This is a genomic window from Streptomyces sp. NPDC048461, assembly GCF_055587105.1.
The window spans coordinates 35,617-53,592 of sequence record NZ_JBVJGW010000001.1; the positions used below are offsets into that span (position 1 = coordinate 35,617).

General features: G+C 69.8%; 13 protein-coding genes. 9 read left to right on the forward strand and 4 right to left on the reverse strand.

The features are described 5' to 3' along the window. Positions 1 to 13: 13 nt before the first annotated feature. The 4 genes from ACZ6S8_RS00170 to ACZ6S8_RS00185 form a co-directional block, all read right to left on the reverse strand. Positions 14 to 790: a succinate dehydrogenase/fumarate reductase iron-sulfur subunit gene (locus ACZ6S8_RS00170; RefSeq protein ID WP_469451049.1), complete on the reverse strand. Its 777-nt coding sequence runs from the start codon at positions 788 to 790 to the stop codon at positions 14 to 16. Further along, positions 787 to 2,715, reverse strand: a complete 1,929-nt coding sequence (locus ACZ6S8_RS00175) for a fumarate reductase/succinate dehydrogenase flavoprotein subunit (protein WP_469451051.1) — start codon at positions 2,713 to 2,715, stop codon at positions 787 to 789. Before ACZ6S8_RS00175 ends, ACZ6S8_RS00170 begins: the two co-directional genes overlap by 4 nt. Position 2,716: 1 nt before the next feature. Continuing rightward, a complete protein-coding gene (locus ACZ6S8_RS00180) occupies positions 2,717 to 3,541 on the reverse strand; it encodes a hypothetical protein (RefSeq protein ID WP_469451052.1) in 825 nt (274 codons plus the stop codon). 162 nt (positions 3,542 to 3,703) lie between these two features. After that, a complete protein-coding gene (locus tag ACZ6S8_RS00185; protein WP_469451841.1) occupies positions 3,704 to 3,910 on the reverse strand; it encodes a hypothetical protein in 207 nt (68 codons plus the stop codon). Positions 3,911 to 4,368: 458 nt separating this feature from the next. Between ACZ6S8_RS00185 and ACZ6S8_RS00190 the strand changes: the two genes are divergently transcribed. The 9 genes from ACZ6S8_RS00190 (at position 4,369) to ACZ6S8_RS00230 (ending at position 17,967) form a co-directional block, all read left to right on the forward strand. Continuing rightward, on the forward strand, positions 4,369 to 6,732 hold the full coding sequence (locus ACZ6S8_RS00190; RefSeq protein WP_469451054.1) for an ABC transporter family substrate-binding protein: 2,364 nt from the start codon (positions 4,369 to 4,371) through the stop codon (positions 6,730 to 6,732). 348 nt (positions 6,733 to 7,080) lie between these two features. Next, positions 7,081 to 8,985 carry a translational GTPase TypA gene (gene typA, locus ACZ6S8_RS00195; RefSeq protein ID WP_383917850.1) on the forward strand — a complete coding sequence of 635 codons (1,905 nt, stop codon included), beginning with the start codon at positions 7,081 to 7,083 and terminating at the stop codon, positions 8,983 to 8,985. 461 nt (positions 8,986 to 9,446) lie between these two features. Further along, entirely contained in the window at positions 9,447 to 11,069 is a 1,623-nt protein-coding gene (locus ACZ6S8_RS00200) for a peptide ABC transporter substrate-binding protein (protein WP_469451056.1), read from the forward strand. 95 nt (positions 11,070 to 11,164) lie between these two features. Beyond that, complete coding sequence (locus ACZ6S8_RS00205) at positions 11,165 to 12,109, forward strand: ABC transporter permease (protein ID WP_469451058.1); 945 nt, start codon at positions 11,165 to 11,167, stop codon at positions 12,107 to 12,109. Beyond that, a complete protein-coding gene (locus ACZ6S8_RS00210) occupies positions 12,102 to 13,052 on the forward strand; it encodes an ABC transporter permease (RefSeq protein ID WP_469451060.1) in 951 nt (316 codons plus the stop codon). The genes ACZ6S8_RS00205 and ACZ6S8_RS00210 overlap by 8 nt, the downstream gene beginning before the upstream one ends. Before the next feature lie 13 nt (positions 13,053 to 13,065). Then, on the forward strand, positions 13,066 to 14,121 hold the full coding sequence (locus ACZ6S8_RS00215; protein WP_386522883.1) for an ABC transporter ATP-binding protein: 1,056 nt from the start codon (positions 13,066 to 13,068) through the stop codon (positions 14,119 to 14,121). Continuing rightward, positions 14,114 to 15,166, forward strand: a complete 1,053-nt coding sequence (locus tag ACZ6S8_RS00220; RefSeq protein ID WP_469451068.1) for an ABC transporter ATP-binding protein — start codon at positions 14,114 to 14,116, stop codon at positions 15,164 to 15,166. The genes ACZ6S8_RS00215 and ACZ6S8_RS00220 overlap by 8 nt, the downstream gene beginning before the upstream one ends. A 125-nt stretch (positions 15,167 to 15,291) precedes the next feature. Continuing rightward, positions 15,292 to 16,230 carry a GNAT family N-acetyltransferase gene (locus tag ACZ6S8_RS00225; RefSeq protein WP_469451070.1) on the forward strand — a complete coding sequence of 313 codons (939 nt, stop codon included), beginning with the start codon at positions 15,292 to 15,294 and terminating at the stop codon, positions 16,228 to 16,230. Positions 16,231 to 16,338: 108 nt separating this feature from the next. Further along, a complete protein-coding gene (locus ACZ6S8_RS00230; protein WP_469451072.1) occupies positions 16,339 to 17,967 on the forward strand; it encodes a peptide ABC transporter substrate-binding protein in 1,629 nt (542 codons plus the stop codon). The last annotated feature ends 9 nt before the right edge of the window (positions 17,968 to 17,976 follow it).

The following is a 17,976-nucleotide window of genomic DNA, read 5'->3' on the forward strand; positions in this document are numbered from 1 at the left end:
ACGGGGGGAGCGCCTACGGGGTCCCGGAGCGGCGGCCGATCTTGTTGCCCAGCCACACCAGCGGGTCGTACTTGCGGTCCACCGCCCGCTCCTTCAGCGGGATCAGCGCGTTGTCGGTGATCTTGATGCCCTCGGGGCAGACCTCCGTGCAGCACTTGGTGATGTTGCAGAGCCCGAGCCCGTGCTCCTCCTGCGCGGAGCGCCCCCGGTCCAGGCCTGACTCCGCCGCCGCGTCCAGGGGGTGCATGTCCAGCTCCGCCACCCGCATCAGGAAGCGGGGACCGGCGAAGGCGGGCTTGTTCTCCTCGTGGTCCCGCACCACGTGGCAGGTGTCCTGGCACAGGAAGCACTCGATGCACTTGCGGAACTCCTGCGAGCGCTCCACGTCCACCTGCTGCATCCGGTACGCGCCCGGCGCCACCCCCTCCGGCGGCACGAAGGACGGCACCTCGCGGGCCTTCGCGTAGTTGAAGGACACGTCCGTGACCAGGTCACGGACCACCGGGAACGCCCGCAGCGGGGTGACGGTGACCGTCTCCCCGCTCGCGAAGGTGGACATCCGCGTCATGCACATCAGCCGCGGCCGGCCGTTGACCTCCGCGCTGCAGGAACCGCACTTGCCCGCCTTGCAGTTCCAGCGGACCGCGAGGTCCTGGGCCTGCGTCGCCTGGAGCCGGTGGACGATGTCCAGCACGACCTCGCCGTCGTTCACCTCGACGGTGAAGTCCCGCAGCTCCCCGCCCTCCGCGTCGCCCCGCCAGATCCGGAAGCGTGCGTCGTAGGTAGTCACTCGTAGAGCTCCTCTTCGGCGAGGTACTTGACCAGCTCTTCCTTCTCGAACAGGGCGAGCAGGTCGGGACGGATGGGGTCCGTGCGGGTGTGCACGAGGGCGATCCGGTCGGCCGCCGGATCGGCCGGGGCCGGGTCCACCGGCCGGCACAGCAGGTTCACCGGCCGCCAGGCGCGGTCCATCCCCGGGCAGTCCTCGCGGGTGTGCCCGCCCCGGCTCTCGGTGCGCTCCAGGGCCGCGCGGGCCACGCACTCGCTGACCAGGAGCATGTTCCGCAGGTCCAGCGCCAGGTGCCAGCCCGGGTTGAACTGCCGATGCCCCTCGACGCCGGCCCGGGAGGCCCGTACGCGCAGGGCCGCCAGCCGCTCCAGCGCCTGCGCCATCTCGCCCTCCCGCCGGATGATCCCGACCAGGTCGTTCATGGTGCTCTGGAGCTCCTGGTGGAGCGTGTACGGGTTCTCCGCACCCTCGGCGGCGTGGAACGGGGCCAGCGCCTCCGCCGCCGCCTCGTCGATCCGGGCCTGGGAGACGGCCGGCCGCCCGGCCGGGGAGGAGGCGTGCTCCTGCGCGTACCCGGCGGCGTGCAGACCGGCGCGCCGGCCGAAGACGAGCAGGTCGGACAGGGAGTTCCCGCCGAGCCGGTTGGAGCCGTGCATGCCGCCCGCGACCTCGCCCGCGGCGAACAGCCCCGGCACGCCGGCCGTGGCGGCGGTGTCCGAGTCGACCGCGATGCCGCCCATCACGTAGTGGCAGGTCGGGCCGACCTCCATCGGCTCGGCCGTGATGTCCACGTCCGCCAGCTCCTTGAACTGGTGGTACATCGAGGGGAGGCGCCGGCGGATCCGCTCCGCCGGCATCCGGGTGGACACGTCCAGGAAGACCCCGCCGTGCGGGGAGCCGCGGCCGGCCTTCACCTCGGAGTTGATGGCCCGGGCCACCTCGTCGCGGGGGAGCAGCTCGGGGGGCCGCCGGTTGTGGTCCGGATCGTCGTACCAGCGGTCGCCCTCCTCCTCCGACTCGGCGTACTTCTCCTTGAAGACGTCCGGGACGTAGTCGAACATGAACCGCTTGCCGTCGCTGTTGCGCAGCACCCCGCCGTCGCCGCGCACCGACTCGGTGACCAGGATGCCCTTCACCGACGGCGGCCAGACCATGCCCGTCGGGTGGAACTGCACGAACTCCATGTTCAGCAGCGGCGCCCCGGCCAGCAGCGCCAGCGCGTGCCCGTCGCCCGTGTACTCCCAGGAGTTGGACGTGGTCTTGAAGGACTTGCCGATCCCGCCGGTGGCCAGGACGACCGCGGGGGCCTCCAGGACGAAGAAGCGGCCCGACTCGCGCTCGTAGCAGAAGGCGCCCGCCACCCGCCCGCCGCCCGCGGGGCCGTCGTCCTTCAGGACCCGGGTGACCGTGCACTCCTGGAAGACCTTGAGCCGGGCCTCGTAGTCCCCGAACTCCTCGAAGTCCGCCTGCTGGAGCTGGACGATCTTCTGCTGGAGGGTCCGGATCAGCTCCAGGCCCGTCCGGTCGCCGACGTGGGCGAGGCGCGGGTACTCGTGGCCGCCGAAGTTGCGCTGGGATATCCGGCCGTCCGGGGTGCGGTCGAAGAGCGCTCCCCAGGTCTCCAGCTCCCAGACCCGGTCCGGGGCCTCCTTCGCGTGCAGCTCCGCCATCCGCCACTGGTTGAGGAACTTGCCGCCGCGCATCGTGTCGCGGAAGTGCACCTGCCAGTTGTCGCCCTCGTTGACGTTGCCCAGGGAGGCGGCGATGCCGCCCTCCGCCATCACCGTGTGGGCCTTGCCGAAGAGGGACTTGCAGATCACGGCCGTCCGGGCGCCGCGCTCCCGGGCCTCGATCGCGGCACGCAGCCCGGCACCGCCCGCGCCGACCACGACCACGTCCCACTGCTGCCGTTCCACTTGGGTCATCTCAGAAGATCCTCGGGTCGGTGAAGGCGCCGCTGGCCACCAGGTAGACGTAGAAGTCGCACAGCGCGACGCTGATCAGGGAGGCCCACGCCAGCTGCATGTGGCGGGCGTTGAGCCGGCTGACCCAGCCCCACAGCCGGTAGCGCACGGGATGCTTCGAGAAGTGCTTGAGCTTGCCGCCCATGATGTGCCGGCAGGAGTGGCACGACAGCGTGTACGCCCAGATCAGGGCGATGTTGACGAGGAACAGCAGCGTGCCGAGGCCCATGTGGCCCCAGGCGTAGTGCTCGTCGCGGAAGGTCAGCACGGTGTCGTACGTGAGGATGCCCGCGACCGGGACCGCCGCGTAGAAGAAGTAGCGGTGCGCGTTCTGGAAGACCAGCGGGAACCGGGTCTCCCCGGTGTACGCGGCGTGCGGCTCGGCGACGGCGCACGCGGGCGGCGAGGCCCAGAAGCCCCGGTAGTAGGCCTTGCGGTAGTAGTAGCAGGTCAGCCGGAAGCCGAGCGGGAAGATCAGGATCAGCAGCGCGGGGGACAGGCCCCACCAGCTTCCGAACAGGTCCCAGTTGGGGCCGCCGCGCATCTCCTGGCAGTTCTCCGCGAGGCACGGGGAGTAGAACGGCGAGACGTACGGGGCCGCGTAGTAGTCGGCGTTGGCGAAGGCCCGCCAGGTCGAGTAGACGATGAAGGCGAACAGCCCGGCCGCGGTGCCGGCCGGGGCCAGCCACCACCGGTCGGTCCGCAGGTGCCGGGCGGCGATGGCGGCCCGCGAGGCGCCGTGGACGCCGGAGGGCCGCTGTCGGGGTGGTTCCGTGCCTGTGGCCAAAGGGGACTCCGGGTGGAGTGATGAGGGGTGGCCCAGGAGACCCGGCCGCCGGGGCGGCCGGGTCCGATGGGGTGCGGGCCGGACGGGGTACGGGTCCGCGCGGCGGGGCCGGGAGGGCCCGCGCCGAGGGCAGGGTCGGGTGCCGGGGGCAGAGGTCCCGCGTCAGGGGGCGCGGCGGTCGCGGGCGCCGAGGCCCTCGTCGTCGGAGTCCGTCCACAGGCTGCTGTCGTACGGGGTGTCCGGGACCGTCACCATCAGGGACGGGTCGGTCACGGCGGACGGGCCCGCGGGTCTGCCCCGCCCGGCCCGCTGCTCCAGGCGCTCGACCGTGCGGGTCAGCTCGTCGAGGGTGCGCCGTACGGCCTTCAGCTCGTCGTGCGGCGAGCCGGGCGGCGAGCCGGGCGGCGAGTCGGGCGGCGAGTCGGGCGCCGGGGCGTGCGGTGCGTCGTGCGGTGCGTCGTGCGGTGAGTCGTTCAGGGACATGGTTCCTGCCCTCACTTCCGCAGGGTGCGGTGGCAACGCTCGTGTGCGCCTGAGAGTGTTGCGCCTCCTGTCCCCGGTGTGAAGGGACGTGCAGCGATTACGGGCGCGCAGGCTCGATCCGTGCGCCCCCGCACCCGGTTCCGTCCCCCTTCCGGGGGAACGCCCGCCCGTTCCGCGGGGTGGATTGGTCCGCACGGGTGGGGTTCGCGGCGTGGCGCGAGGCGGCTGCGGGAGGCGTGGGGGGCCGTCGATTTCAGTGGGTCCCGGCAACCGGTGTGATCAGCTCCATATACCGCCAAACGTGATCATGCTTCCCCCACGCCCCGCCCCCGGAGGTACGACCCATGTCCCAGAGAAGGCGCAGGTCCTTGGCGCTCCTGACCTCGGGAGTCCTCGCACTGCCGCTGCTCGCGGGCTGCGGCGCGGGCGACGACGAGGGCGGTCCGGCCGCCGCAGGGCAGGACATCGCCACGACCGCCCGCGACCGGGTCGCCGACGGGGGCGTGCTGCGCTGGGCGGTGGACGCCCTCCCCGAGACCCTGAACGCCTTCCAGGCCGACGCGGACGCCACCACCGGCCGGATCGCCGGGGCCGTGCTGCCCCAGCTGTTCGTCCTGGACGGCAAGGGCCGGCCGGTGGCCAACCCCGACTACCTGGAGAAGGCCGAGGTCGTCGAGCGCGAGCCCAAGCAGGTGGTCCTGTACAAGCTCAACCAGCAGGCGGTGTGGAGCGACGGCCGGGAGATCGGCGCCGCCGACTTCCTGGCGCAGTGGAGGGCCCTCAACGGCAAGGACTCCGCGTACTGGACCGCCCGCAACGCGGGCTACGAGCGGATCGAGAAGATCGAGCGCGGCAAGACCGACCTGGAGGTCAAGGTCACCTTCGCCAAGCCGTACACGGACTGGCGCTCCCTGTTCAGCCCGCTCTACCCCAAGCAGGTCACCGGTACCCCGGACGCCTTCAACGAGGGCGCCCGCGGGGCCCTCAAGGTCACCGCGGGACCCTTCAACCTCGGCGCGGTCGACAAGAAGACCGGTTCCGTCGCCCTGACCCGCAACCCCCGCTGGTGGGGCAAGACGGCCAAGCTGGACTCCCTGGTCCTGACGGCCGTGCCGCGGGCCGACCGCCCGGCCGCGCTGGCCGCCGGGAAGGTCGACCTGGCGGAGATCGACCGCGCGGGCGCCGACCGGATCGCACTGGCCCGCCGGGACGCCGGCCGCGGCGGCGCCACGGGCGCGGCCGCCGGTTCGGGCGGGGCCCCGGCCCACGGTCCGGGCGCGTCGGTGACGGCCGCCCAGGCCACCCTGTCGTGGGCCGTCGCCTTCGGCGCGGACGAGGGCAAGGCCGCGGCCGAGCAGGAGTCCCGGCAGAAGAACGCCGAGGCGGCCAAGAAGTACGCCGACGAGCAGGCGGCCCTGCGCACCTTCACCGTCCGCAAGTCCCTGGAGCCTGCCTACACGCAGCTCGCCATGAACGGGGCCTCCGGCCCGCTGGCCGACGAGCGGGTGCGCCGCGCGATCGCCCGCGCCCTGGACCGCCAGGCGCTGGCGGAGATCGTACTGAAGCCCCTCGGCCTGCCCGCGAAGCCCGTCGGCAGCCACGTGGCCCTCGCCGGGCAGCGGGCGTACGCCGACAACAGCGGGGCGCTCGGCGGCCAGGACACCCAGGCGGCCCAGGCCCTCCTGGCGGACGCGGGCTGGCGCCGCGGCGGCAGGCTGACCGAGCCGGCGGGCGCGAAGGCGGGCGCCGAGGCCGAGGGCAAGGACGACGGGAAGACCCCGTCGGGCCCGGGCACCGGGAACGACGGCCTCTACATCGTGGGCCGGGACGACGGGCGCAACGGCGCCGGCCTCGTCGCCGAGGACCCGCGGCACGCCCCCGACGGCGAGATCGTCGACGCCGACGCCTTCGCCCCGGGCGCGGAGGCCGAGCAGGACGGCCCCTCCCCGGTGCTGGCCCCCGCGCCGTTCGCCGCCGAGCAGCGGGCCTCGCTGCTGACCCAGGCCGCGTCGGCCGCGTCGGTGGACGACGGCAAGCGCAGCCCGGCCCTCGACGCCGAGGCGGCCGGAGTCGCCGAGGTGGACGCGGCCGAGGGGGTCCCGACCTCCCCGCCCCCGGCCAAGCAGGCGGCCCGCACCTCCGGATCGGTGCTCGCCAAGGACGGCAAGGCGCTGGCCCTGCGGTTCGTCCTCCCGTCGGGACCCGGCTCCGAGTCGCTGCGGGCGGTCGGCGAGCGGATCAGCCAGATGCTGCTGAAGCTCGGGGTGAGCACCGAGATCACCAAGGTGGCCGACGAGAGCTTCTTCAAGGACCACATCGCCTCGGGCCAGTACGACCTGGCGCTCTACTCGTGGCCGGCGACCGCGTACCCGGCCACCGACGCCCGGCCGATCTTCGCGAAGCCGGAGCCGGCCGCGGACGGCTCGCTGCTCGTCGAACAGAACTACACCCGGGTCGGCACCGACCACATCGACCAGCTCTTCGACCAGGCGGTCGGCGAGCTGGACGAGGAGCAGTCGCGGGAGCTGGTGCGCAAGGCGGACGCCCGGATCTGGGCCGCCGCCGGCTCCATCCCGCTCTACCAGCGCCCGGAGCTGGTGGCGGCCAAGCCGGGTCTGGTCAACGCCGGAGCCTTCGGCCTCGGCGCCCCGCGCTTCCAGGACATCGGCTGGAAGAAGGCGGCGGGCGCCAAGGACAAGCGGAAGTAGAAGAAGGAGAGAAGAAGGCGAGAAGAAGTGGTGACAAACCGGTTCCAGAGAGGGTGACCGGCGAGTCACAAGCTCAGAAGTGACTCAAGTTCCTTGCCCGCCGGATCCCCGGCGGGCAAGGTCGTGGATACCCGTTGACCCGCATGAACACCGGCAGGACGGGCGGTCGGGGCACCCCGCTCCACACCCGGCCGTCCTCATTCGTCCGGCCTCTTGACAGACCCCCCGGCAGGCGGTTCCCGCTGCGCGACGTACGATGGGGTAAGGCCGTGGCAGGTTTCCGCCCGGTCGAGGCGCGCGTGCCAGGCCGTACGCGACGCCATCCACGATCCCGGGAGAAGCGCCGAAGTGCCCACGCGCCACGACATCCGTAACGTCGCCATCGTCGCCCACGTCGACCATGGCAAGACGACCATCGTCGATGCCATGCTCAAGCAGGCCGGTGCCTTCGCCGCCCACCAGCACCTCGACGACCGCATGATGGACTCGAACGACCTGGAGCGTGAGAAGGGCATCACGATCCTCGCCAAGAACACGGCGGTGAAGTATCACCCCAAGGACGGCGGGGCCCCGATCACGATCAACATCATCGACACGCCCGGCCACGCCGACTTCGGTGGTGAGGTCGAGCGCGGTCTGTCGATGGTGGACGCCGTCGTCCTGCTGGTGGACGCCTCCGAGGGTCCGCTGCCCCAGACCCGCTTCGTCCTGCGCAAGGCCCTGCAGGCGAAGATGCCGGTCATCCTGTGCATCAACAAGACCGACCGCCCCGACTCCCGGATCGACGAGGTCGTCAACGAGACGTACGACCTCTTCCTGGACCTGGACGCGGACGAGGAGCAGATCGAGTTCCCGATCGTCTACGCCTGTGGCCGTGACGGCGTGGCCTCGCTGACCAAGCCGGAGGACGGCACCGTCCCCGCGGACAGCGACAGCCTGGAGCCCTTCTTCTCCACCATCCTGGAGCACGTCCCGGCCCCGGTGTACGACGAGGAGGCCCCCCTCCAGGCCCACGTCACCAACCTGGACGCCGACAACTTCCTCGGCCGCATCGCGCTCGTCCGCGTCGAGCAGGGCGAGCTGCGCAAGGGCCAGACGGTCGCGTGGATCAAGCGTGACGGCACGATGTCGAACGTCCGCATCACCGAGCTGATGATGACCGAGGCGCTCACCCGCAAGCCGGCCGAGGTGGCGGGCCCGGGTGACATCTGCGCGGTCGCCGGTTTCCCCGACATCATGATCGGCGAGACCCTGGCCGACCCGGAGAACCCGATCGCGCTCCCGCTGATCTCGGTGGACGAGCCGGCGATCTCCATGACCATCGGTACGAACACCTCCCCGATGGTCGGCCGCGGCGGCAGCGGCAAGGGCGCGGACGCCAAGTCCGCGGTCAAGGACCGCAAGGTCACCGCGCGCCAGGTCAAGGACCGCCTCGACCGCGAGCTCGTCGGCAACGTCTCGCTCCGCGTGCTCGACACCGAGCGCCCGGACGCCTGGGAGGTCCAGGGCCGTGGTGAGCTCGCGCTCGCCATCCTGGTCGAGCAGATGCGCCGCGAGGGCTTCGAGCTGACCATCGGCAAGCCGCAGGTCGTCACGCAGGAGATCGACGGCAAGGTGCACGAGCCGGTCGAGCGCATGACCATCGACGTCCCCGAGGAGCACATGGGTGCGGTCACGCAGCTCATGGGCGTCCGCAAGGGCCGCATGGACAACATGTCGAACCACGGCTCCGGCTGGGTCCGCATGGAGTTCGTCGTCCCGTCCCGCGGCCTGATCGGCTTCCGTACGGAGTTCCTGACGGGCACGCGCGGCACCGGCATCGCCCACTCCATCCACGAGGGCCACGAGCCGTGGTTCGGCCCCCTGGTGACCCGTAACAACGGTTCCCTGGTCGCCGACCGCTCCGGTTCGGTCACGCCGTTCGCGATGATCAACCTCCAGGAGCGCGGCGTCCTGTTCACCGACCCCGGCACCGAGGTGTACGAGGGCATGATCGTCGGCGAGAACTCGCGCTCCGACGACATGGACGTGAACATCACCAAGGAGAAGAAGCTCACCAACATGCGTGCGGCTTCCGCGGACAACACCGAGAACGTGGTGCCCCCGCGCAAGCTCTCCCTGGAGCAGTCCCTGGAGTTCTGCCGCGACGACGAGTGCGTCGAGGTGACCCCGGAGGCCGTCCGCATCCGCAAGGTCGTCCTGGACCAGAAGGACCGCTCGCGCACCGCTTCGCGCGCCAAGTCCGCCAAGTAGTACCGGAGTAGCCCGGCCGTACCCCATGCGCCGCTTGGACGGCGCACGCGGTGGCCGAAATACCCGCGAGCATCGGCAGCCCCTCCCGTCACGGAGTCCGTGACGGGAGGGGCTGTTCGCTTTTGTCAACCGGATTTTTTGGTTCAGGCGTCCGCATACCGACCGTGACACTCCGGAAGGTGAGCTAACCGTCCGTTTCGCACGTGTCTGTCTCCTATCCGTTTGTCCGGATTTCGGGTTTTGGTCATGGAGTGATGTTGTGAAAACGAGACCACTTAAGTGTGGTTTACGGTCTGGGCGTCCCTGAGGATGGCTCCATTGAGCTCGGGTCAATGGGTCAAGGCGCTGTGGGGAGCGCCGACTCACGAGCACGCACGATGGGGCCGGATTTCGCTGTCAGGGGTGTCAGCGCAGCCGGGCCCTTCACTTATCGACAGTGACTCCTGAGGAGGCAATTACCCATGCGCGGAGCAACGAGCGCCAAGTGGGTCGCGGGTGCCGTCATCGTGGCGATGGCTGCCACGGCTTGTGGTACCGGCAAGGACGACGCCGGCAACAGTGCCGGTGGCAGCATCACCGTGGTGCTCGGCGAGCCGCAGCACGGTCTTGTGGGCCAGAACACCGCGGAGTCCGAGGGCGCCGAGGTTCTCAACGCCCTCTTCACCGGTCTGGTCGAGTACGACAACAAGACCAACGAGCCGAAGCTCGCGGTCGCCGAGTCCATCGACACCACGGACTCGCAGACCTGGACCATCAAGCTCAAGGACGGCTACACCTTCCACAACGGCGAGAAGGTCGACGCGCAGTCGTTCGTCCGCGCCTGGACCTGGGGTGCCAACCAGGACAACGCCGCCGAGGGCCTGCCCTTCTTCGCGAAGATCGAGGGCTCCGACGAGCTGGCGCCGGGCAAGGACAAGAAGCCCACCGCCACCGAGCTCAAGGGCCTGAAGGTCGTCGACGAGAAGACCTTCACCGTCAAGCTGAAGGCTCCGTTCTCCCAGTTCAAGACCATGCTGGGCTACAACGCCTTCTACCCGCTGCCGAAGGCCTTCGAGGCCGACCCGAAGAAGTTCGGCGAGGCCCCCATCGGCAACGGCGCCTTCCAGATGGACGGCGCCTGGGAGCACAACAAGCAGATCAAGGTCAAGCGGTACGACAAGTACCCGGCCGAGGGTCGCGCCAAGCTCGAGGGCGTCACCTTCAAGATCTACGACAACCTGGACACCGCGTACAACGACCTGCGCGCCGACACGCTCCAGATCGTCGACAAGCTCCCCGTCTCGGCGATGGCCAGCGTCTCGCAGGAGTTCGGCGACCGCTACATCTACAAGCCCGAGTCCGGCGTCGGCTACATCGGTCTCCCGCTGAAGACGAACGCCGAGGCGTTCGGCAAGCCCGAGATCCGCAAGGCCATCTCGATGGCCATCGACCGGGACGCCATCACGAAGACCATCTTCAACGGCACCCGCAAGCCGGCGGACGACTTCATCAGCCCGATCATCCCGGGCTACCGCAAGGGCGCGCTGGGCGAGTCGGGTACGTACAACCCGACCAAGGCCAAGGAGCTCTACACCCAGGCCGGCGGCGTCCCGGGCAACAAGATCGAGCTCGGCTACAACGCCGACGGCGGCCACAAGGAGTGGATCGAGGCCGTCGCCAACCAGCTGAAGGCGAACCTCGGCATCGAGGTCACCGCCAAGCCGTTCACCAAGTTCGGCGACATGCTGACCGAGCTGGGCGACCAGAAGTACAAGGGCGCCTTCCGCATGGCGTGGTCCATGGACTACCCGGCGGCCGAGAACTACCTCCGTCCGATCTTCTCGAAGGTCGCGATCGACAACGGCTCCAACTACGGCGCCTACGTCAACGAGGAGTTCGAGACCCTGCTTGACCAGGCCGACAAGACCGCCGACCCGGCGGAGGCCCTCAAGCTGTACCAGCAGGCCGATGACGTCATCATCAAGGACCTGCCGTACATCCCGGTCTTCACCTACATGTCTTCTTCGGCCTACTCCAAGTCCGTGAAGAACGTTGAGATCGACGCCCAGGGCCGCATGGACCTGGCCAAGGTCGAGCGCAACTAACACCCCTCTTCACACCAAGGGGACACCGGGGCGGGCAGGCGGAAGCAGGTTTCCGCCTGTCTGCCCCTTCCCCCTGCTCTTCTGTTGGAGGTCTGATGGGCCGCTACCTCATCCGCCGACTCATACAGGCGATCCCTGTCCTGATCGGTGCCACGTTCCTCATCTACTGGCTGGCTTTCAAGCTGCCCGGCGACCCGATCCAGGCGCTGGCCGGCGAGAAGAAGGCCGACCCCCTCGTCGCGGCGATGCTGCGCGAGAAGTACCACCTCGACCAGTCCTTCCTGGCGCAGTACTGGCACTACATCACCAACCTCGCCCAGGGGAACTTCGGCGAGACGCTCACCGGCCGTTCGGTGTGGGACAAGATCACCGAAGCCTTCCCCTACACGGTCAACCTGGCCCTCATCGCCTTCGCGATCGAGGCCGTCGTCGGCGTCCTCGCCGGCATCATGGCGGCCCTGCGCCGCGGCAGGTTCCTCGACCAGCTGGTGCTGCTCTCCACCCTCCTGGTCATCTCGGTGCCCGTCTTCGTCACCGGCTTCGTGCTCCAGCTCAGCCTCGGCGTGAAGCTCAAGACCGACTTCGGCTTCGACTTCTTCCCGGTCTCCTTCAACGAGGCCGACGGCATCCGCGCCTACCTCCTCCCGGCGCTGGTGCTCGCCTCGACCTCCCTGGCGTACGTGGCACGACTGACCCGTACCAGCCTGATGGAGACGATGCGCGCCGACTACGTGCGCACCGCGACGGCCAAGGGCCTGCCCCGCAGCCGCGTCGTGGGCCGCCACGCCCTGCGCAACGCGCTGATCCCGATCGTCACCTTCCTCGGTGCGGACCTCGGCTCCCTCATGGGCGGCGCCGTCATCACCGAGAAGATCTTCAACATCCACGGGATCGGCGGCCTGCTGGCCGAATCGGTCTACCGGAAGGAGGGCACGGTGATCGTCGGCGTCGTCTCGCTGCTGATCCTCGTGTACCTCGTCGCCAACCTGGCCGTGGACATGCTCTACGCCGTGCTCGACCCGAGGATCCGCTATGCGTGACACGACAACGGTGGGGGACGAGTTGACGACCGACACCCAGACCGCCCCGGCACCCTCGGCGAGCAAGCACGCCAAGCCCGCGAAGAAGGAACGCGAGGCCAGCCTCTGGTCCGACGCGATGGGCGACCTCCGGCGCAACCCGGTGTTCATCATCGGCGCCGTCCTCGTGCTGTTCCTGCTCGTCCTGGCCGCCGTCCCGCAGCTGTTCACCACCGGCAGCCCGTTCGACGCCACCGCGTGCAAGCTCCAGGACTCCCTCAAGACCCCCAGCGCCAGCCACTGGTTCGGCTACGACATCCAGGGCTGCGACGTCTACACGCGCACCGTGTGGGCGGCCCGCAACTCCGTGATCGTCGGCATCACCACCACGAGCCTGGTGCTGATCGTCGGCAGCGCGCTCGGCCTGGTCGCCGGCTGGGTCGGCGGGGTCGTGGACAGCGTCCTGTCCCGCTTCACCGAGATCTTCTTCGCCATCCCGGTGCTCCTCGGCGGCATGCTGATCATGTCCGGCCTGCAGGGCAACGCCTGGACCGTCTCGGTCGTCCTCGCGACGCTGGGCTGGCCGCAGATCTTCCGCATCATGCGTTCCTCGGTGCTGCAGAACAAGAACAACGACTACGTGATGGCCGCCCGCGCCCTCGGCGCCGGCACCTGGCGCATCACGGTCCGGCACATCCTGCCGAACGCCGTCGCCCCCGTCATCGTGGTCGGCGCGATCAGCCTGGGTGTGTACATCTCCGCGGAGGCGGCCCTGTCGTACCTCGGCATCGGTGTCCAGCCGCCGGGGATCTCGTGGGGTCTGATGGTCAGCGACGCTTCCGTCCGCTGGCTCCAGGCTCCCCACGTACTGCTGTTCCCGGCCGCAGCGCTGAGCGTCACCGTGCTCGCGTTCATCATGGTCGGCGACGCGGTCCGCGACGCCCTCGACCCGAAGCTGCGCTGAGGAAGGGCGTACGTTGACCATCATCGACAAGACCTCGAACGTCCCCGCGCCCCGTTCGGCGCCGGAGGGGACCCCCCTGCTCGAAGTGCGCGACCTGCACGTCGAGTTCCACACCCGCGACGGTGTCGCCAAGGCCGTGAACGGCGTCTCGTACTCCGTGAACGCGGGCGAGACCCTCGCCGTCCTCGGCGAGTCCGGCTCGGGCAAGTCCGTGACGGCGCAGGCCATCATGGGCATCCTCGACATGCCGCCCGGCAAGATCCCGCACGGCGAGATCCTGTTCCAGGGCACCGACCTGCTGAAGCTGCCCGCCGAGGAGTTCCGCAAGGTCCGCGGCCAGAAGATCGCCATGATCTTCCAGGACGCGCTCTCCTCGCTGAACCCGGTGCACACCGTCGGGGCCCAGCTCGGCGAGATGTTCCGCGTCCACCGCGGCATGTCCAAGAAGGACGCCACGGCCAAGGCCGTCGAGCTCATGGACCGCGTGAAGATCCCCGCCGCCAAGGCGCGCGTGGGGGACTACCCGCACCAGTTCTCCGGCGGCATGCGCCAGCGCATCATGATCGCCATGGCGATGGCCCTGGAGCCCGACCTGATCATCGCCGACGAGCCCACCACGGCTCTCGACGTGACGGTCCAGGCCCAGGTCATGGACCTGCTCGCGGAGCTCCAGCGCGAGATGAACATGGGCCTGATCCTGATCACCCACGACCTCGGCGTCGTCGCCGACGTCGCGGACAAGATCGCCGTCATGTACGGCGGCCGGATCGTCGAGAACGCCCCGGTCCACGAGATCTACAAGCGCCCCGCGCACCCGTACACCCGTGGCCTGCTGGACTCGATCCCGCGCCTGGACCAGAAGGGCCAGGAGCTCTACGCGATCAAGGGCCTGCCGCCCAACCTGCTCAACATCCCGTCGGGCTGCGCCTTCAACCCGCGCTGCCCCAAGGCGCAGGACATCTGCCGCACCGACGTGCCGGTCCTGCACCCGGTGACCGAGCGGGACGGCGCCGACCTGCCCGGCCGCACCAGCGCGTGCCACTTCTGGAAGGAGCAGATCCATGGCTGAGCTCACCAAGAACGTCACCGAGCGCGAGCCGATCCTCCAGGTCCGCAACCTGGTCAAGCACTTCCCGCTGACCCAGGGCATCCTGTTCAAGAAGCAGGTCGGCGCGGTCAAGGCGGTCGACGGGATCTCCTTCGACCTCTACCGCGGCGAGACCCTCGGGATCGTCGGCGAGTCCGGCTGCGGCAAGTCCACCGTCGCCAAGCTGCTGATGAGCCTGGAGTCCGCCACCGCCGGTGAGGTCTTCTACAAGGGCCAGGACATCACCAAGCTGTCCGGGCGGGCCCTGAAGGCCGTCCGCCGCAACATCCAGATGGTGTTCCAGGACCCGTACACCTCGCTGAACCCGCGCATGACGGTCGGCGACATCATCGGGGAGCCCTTCGAGATCCACCCCGAGGTGGCCCCGAAGGGCGGACGGCGCCGCAAGGTCCAGGACCTCCTGGACGTCGTGGGCCTGAACCCGGAGTACATCAACCGATACCCGCACCAGTTCTCCGGCGGACAGCGCCAGCGCATCGGCATCGCCCGCGGCCTCGCGCTCAACCCGGAGATCATCATCTGCGACGAGCCGGTCTCCGCGCTCGACGTCTCGGTGCAGGCCCAGGTCATCAACCTGATGGAGAAGCTCCAGGACGAGTTCAACCTGTCCTACCTCTTCATCGCGCACGACCTGTCGATCGTCCGGCACATCTCGGACCGCGTCGGCGTCATGTACCTCGGCAAGATGGCCGAGATCGGTACGGACGGCGAGATCTACGAGCACCCGACGCACCCGTACACCCAGGCGCTGCTGTCGGCCGTGCCGGTGCCGGACCCGGACGCCCGCGAGGGCCGCGAGCGCATCATCCTCACCGGTGACGTGCCGTCCCCGGCCAACCCGCCGTCGGGCTGCCGCTTCCGCACCCGCTGCTGGAAGGCCCAGGACATCTGCTCCACGCAGGAGCCCCTGCTGGCGATCCCGGAGCGGTTCAAGGGCCAGGACGTCCTGGCCGCGCACGAATCGGCGTGCCACTTCGCGGAGGAGAAGGCCATCCTGGCCGTCTGACCCCCGCAGAGGGCGTACGCCCCCAGAGCGCCCGGCGCCGGATCCCTCCGGCACCGGGCGCTCCGGCGTTCCCCGTACGGGAAAGGCGGTTGCACCGGGCGGCCGGCCGGGCCGAGAGTGGGCCGATGACCGCCATGCTGACCGTCCGGCCCGCCGGGCCCGGGGACGCGTCCGACATCTGCGCCCTGCTCAACGCCGTCGACGTGATCGAGATCGGCCGCCCGGAGACCGACCTGGGGACCGTCGAGGCCGACCTCAACCATCCCGGCGTCGACCTCGCCACCGACTCCTGGCTGGCCTTCGAGGGCGGCCGGCTCCTGGCCTACGCCCTCGTCTGGGCCGACGCGGGCCCCGGCCGCGTCGACGGCGACCACTACGTCCTGCCCGGCCACCCGCAGGCCGCCGCGCTCCTGCTGGACCGCATGGAGGCGCGGGCCCGCGAGCTGGCCGCCGGCGCCGGCCCCGGTGGACTGCGGATCCAGCTCAACGTGGAACCCACCCTGGACCTCCCGCTCCTGACCGGCCGCGGCTACCGCACCATCCGCCGCTACCAGGTCATGACCAAGTCCCTGTCCCCGGCCGCCGATCCGGCGCCCGTCCCGCCCGCCGGACTGACCCTGCGCCACTGCGGCGCCGACGAGGCCGACCGCCGGCGCGCCCACGCCCTGGTCGAGGAGACCTTCGCGGCGCACTTCGGGCACGTGGACCGCGCGTACGAGCCCTGGCTGGACCACCTCGACGCCCGGCAGCTCGACTGGTCGCTGGTGTGGATCGCGAGCCTGCCCGGCGCGGGCGACGCGGCCGTGCTCCTCACCCGGGACGACCGCACCAGCATGGGATGGCTCAGCCACATCGGCGTACGCGAGGACCTGCGCGGCCGCGGCATCGGCGGCTTCCTGCTGCGCCACGGCTTCGCCGCCTACGCGGCGCGGGGCCGCGACACGGTCGGCCTCGGCGTGGACACCCACAACGAAACCGGCGCGCTGGCGCTCTACGAGGCGCACGGGATGGGGCTGCACTACGCGGTGGACACCTGGGAGCTGCCATTGCACCCACAGGGGTGACAGGCGGGTGACGCGAGGGTGCAATCGGTCCAACCAGGAGTGTGCGGGACCCCGGATCGGGTGACATTGGCCCCTACGTGAGTCTTGGGATCCCAGAGGAGGCACTCCATGCGCGGAGTCACCCACGCCAAGTGGACCGCATGTGCCGTGGCCGTCGCCCTCGCGGCGACGGCCTGCGGCGGCGGAGGCGACAGCGGGGGCGGCGACGGCGCCGGGGTCGTCAGCTCCTCGTGGGGCGATCCGCAGAACCCGCTGGAGCCGGCCAACACCAACGAGGTGCAGGGCGGCAAGGTCCTCGACATGATCTTCCGGGGCCTGAAGCGGTACGACCCGAAGACCGGCGAGGCCAAGGACATGGTCGCCGAGAAGATCGAGACGACGGACAGCCAGAACTTCACGGTCACCCTGAAGGACGGCTGGAAGTTCAGCAACGACGAGCCCGTCACCGCGCAGTCCTTCGTCGACGCCTGGAACTACGGCGCGGACGTCCGCAACAAGCAGAACAACTCGCCGTTCTTCTCCGACATCGTCGGCTACGACGACCTGCACCCGAAGTCCGGCGACCCCAAGACCAAGACGATGTCCGGCCTGGTGGTCAAGGACCCCAAGACGTTCACGGTGGCCCTGAAGGAGAAGTTCTCCACCTGGCCCGAGACCCTCGGCTACCAGGCCTTCTCCCCGCTGCCGAAGGCCTTCTTCACCGATCACGCCGGCTGGCTGAACAAGCCCGTCGGCAACGGCCCGTACACGGTGGACTCGTACACCAAGGGCACCGGCATGAAGCTGCGCGCGTGGGACGCCTACACCGGCCCCGACAAGGCGCAGAACGGCGGCGTGGACCTCAAGGTCTACACCGACAACAACACCGCCTACACCGACCTGATCTCGGGGAACCTCGACCTCGTCGACGACGTCCCGGCCCAGCAGCTCAAGAACGTCCAGAACGACCTCGGCGACCGCTACATCAACCAGCCGGCCCTCATCATCCAGACCCTCACCTTCCCGCTGTACGACCCCCAGTGGGGCAAGGCGGGCATGGAGAAGGTCCGCCAGGGCATCTCGCGGGCGATCAACCGCGACGAGATCACCAAGCAGATCTTCCGGGACACCCGCACCCCCGCCAAGGACTGGACCTCGCCCGCCCTCGGCGAGCAGGGCGGCTTCTCCGCGACCGCCTGCGGCGACGCCTGCGTCTACGACCCCGCCGAGGCCAAGAAGCTCATCCAGGAGGGCGGCGGCCTGCCCGGCGGCAAGGTCACGCTGACCTCCAACGTCGACACCGGCTCGCACCGCGAGTGGATGGACGCCGTCTGCAACAGCATCAACAACGCCCTCGGCGAGGGCCCGGTCTGCACGGTCAACCCCATCGGCACCTTCGCCGACTTCCGCAACCAGCAGAGCAGCTTCAAGCTCACCGGCCCCTTCCGCTCCGGCTGGCAGGCCGACTACCCGCTGATCCAGAACTTCCTGGAGCCGCTGTACTACACGGGCGCCTCCTCGAACTACGGCAAGTTCAGCAACGCGGAGTTCGACAAGCTCGTCGACCAGGCCAACCAGGAGAGCGACACGGCGAAGGCCACGGCCACGTTCCGCGACGCCGAGAAGATCCTCGCCGAGCAGATGCCGTCCATCCCGCTCTGGTACCAGAACGGCAGCGCCGGCTACTCCGAGCGGCTCTCGGACGTGACCCTGAACCAGTTCAGCGTCCCGGTCTACGACCAGATCAAGGTCAGCTGACCCCCCGAC

What these genes read in the sequence shown, in the direction of transcription:
- ACZ6S8_RS00230 (WP_469451072.1), top strand. Translation starts at nt 16,339, where the DNA reads ATGCGCGGAGTCACCCACGCCAAGTGGACCGCATGTGCCGTGGCCGTC.
- ACZ6S8_RS00225 (WP_469451070.1), top strand. Translation starts at nt 15,292, where the DNA reads ATGACCGCCATGCTGACCGTCCGGCCCGCCGGGCCCGGGGACGCGTCC.
- ACZ6S8_RS00210 (WP_469451060.1), top strand. Translation starts at nt 12,102, where the DNA reads ATGCGTGACACGACAACGGTGGGGGACGAGTTGACGACCGACACCCAG.
- ACZ6S8_RS00200 (WP_469451056.1), top strand. Translation starts at nt 9,447, where the DNA reads ATGCGCGGAGCAACGAGCGCCAAGTGGGTCGCGGGTGCCGTCATCGTG.
- ACZ6S8_RS00205 (WP_469451058.1), top strand. Translation starts at nt 11,165, where the DNA reads ATGGGCCGCTACCTCATCCGCCGACTCATACAGGCGATCCCTGTCCTG.
- ACZ6S8_RS00220 (WP_469451068.1), top strand. Translation starts at nt 14,114, where the DNA reads ATGGCTGAGCTCACCAAGAACGTCACCGAGCGCGAGCCGATCCTCCAG.
- ACZ6S8_RS00175 (WP_469451051.1), bottom strand. Translation starts at nt 2,715, where the DNA reads ATGACCCAAGTGGAACGGCAGCAGTGGGACGTGGTCGTGGTCGGCGCG.
- ACZ6S8_RS00190 (WP_469451054.1), top strand. Translation starts at nt 4,369, where the DNA reads ATGTCCCAGAGAAGGCGCAGGTCCTTGGCGCTCCTGACCTCGGGAGTC.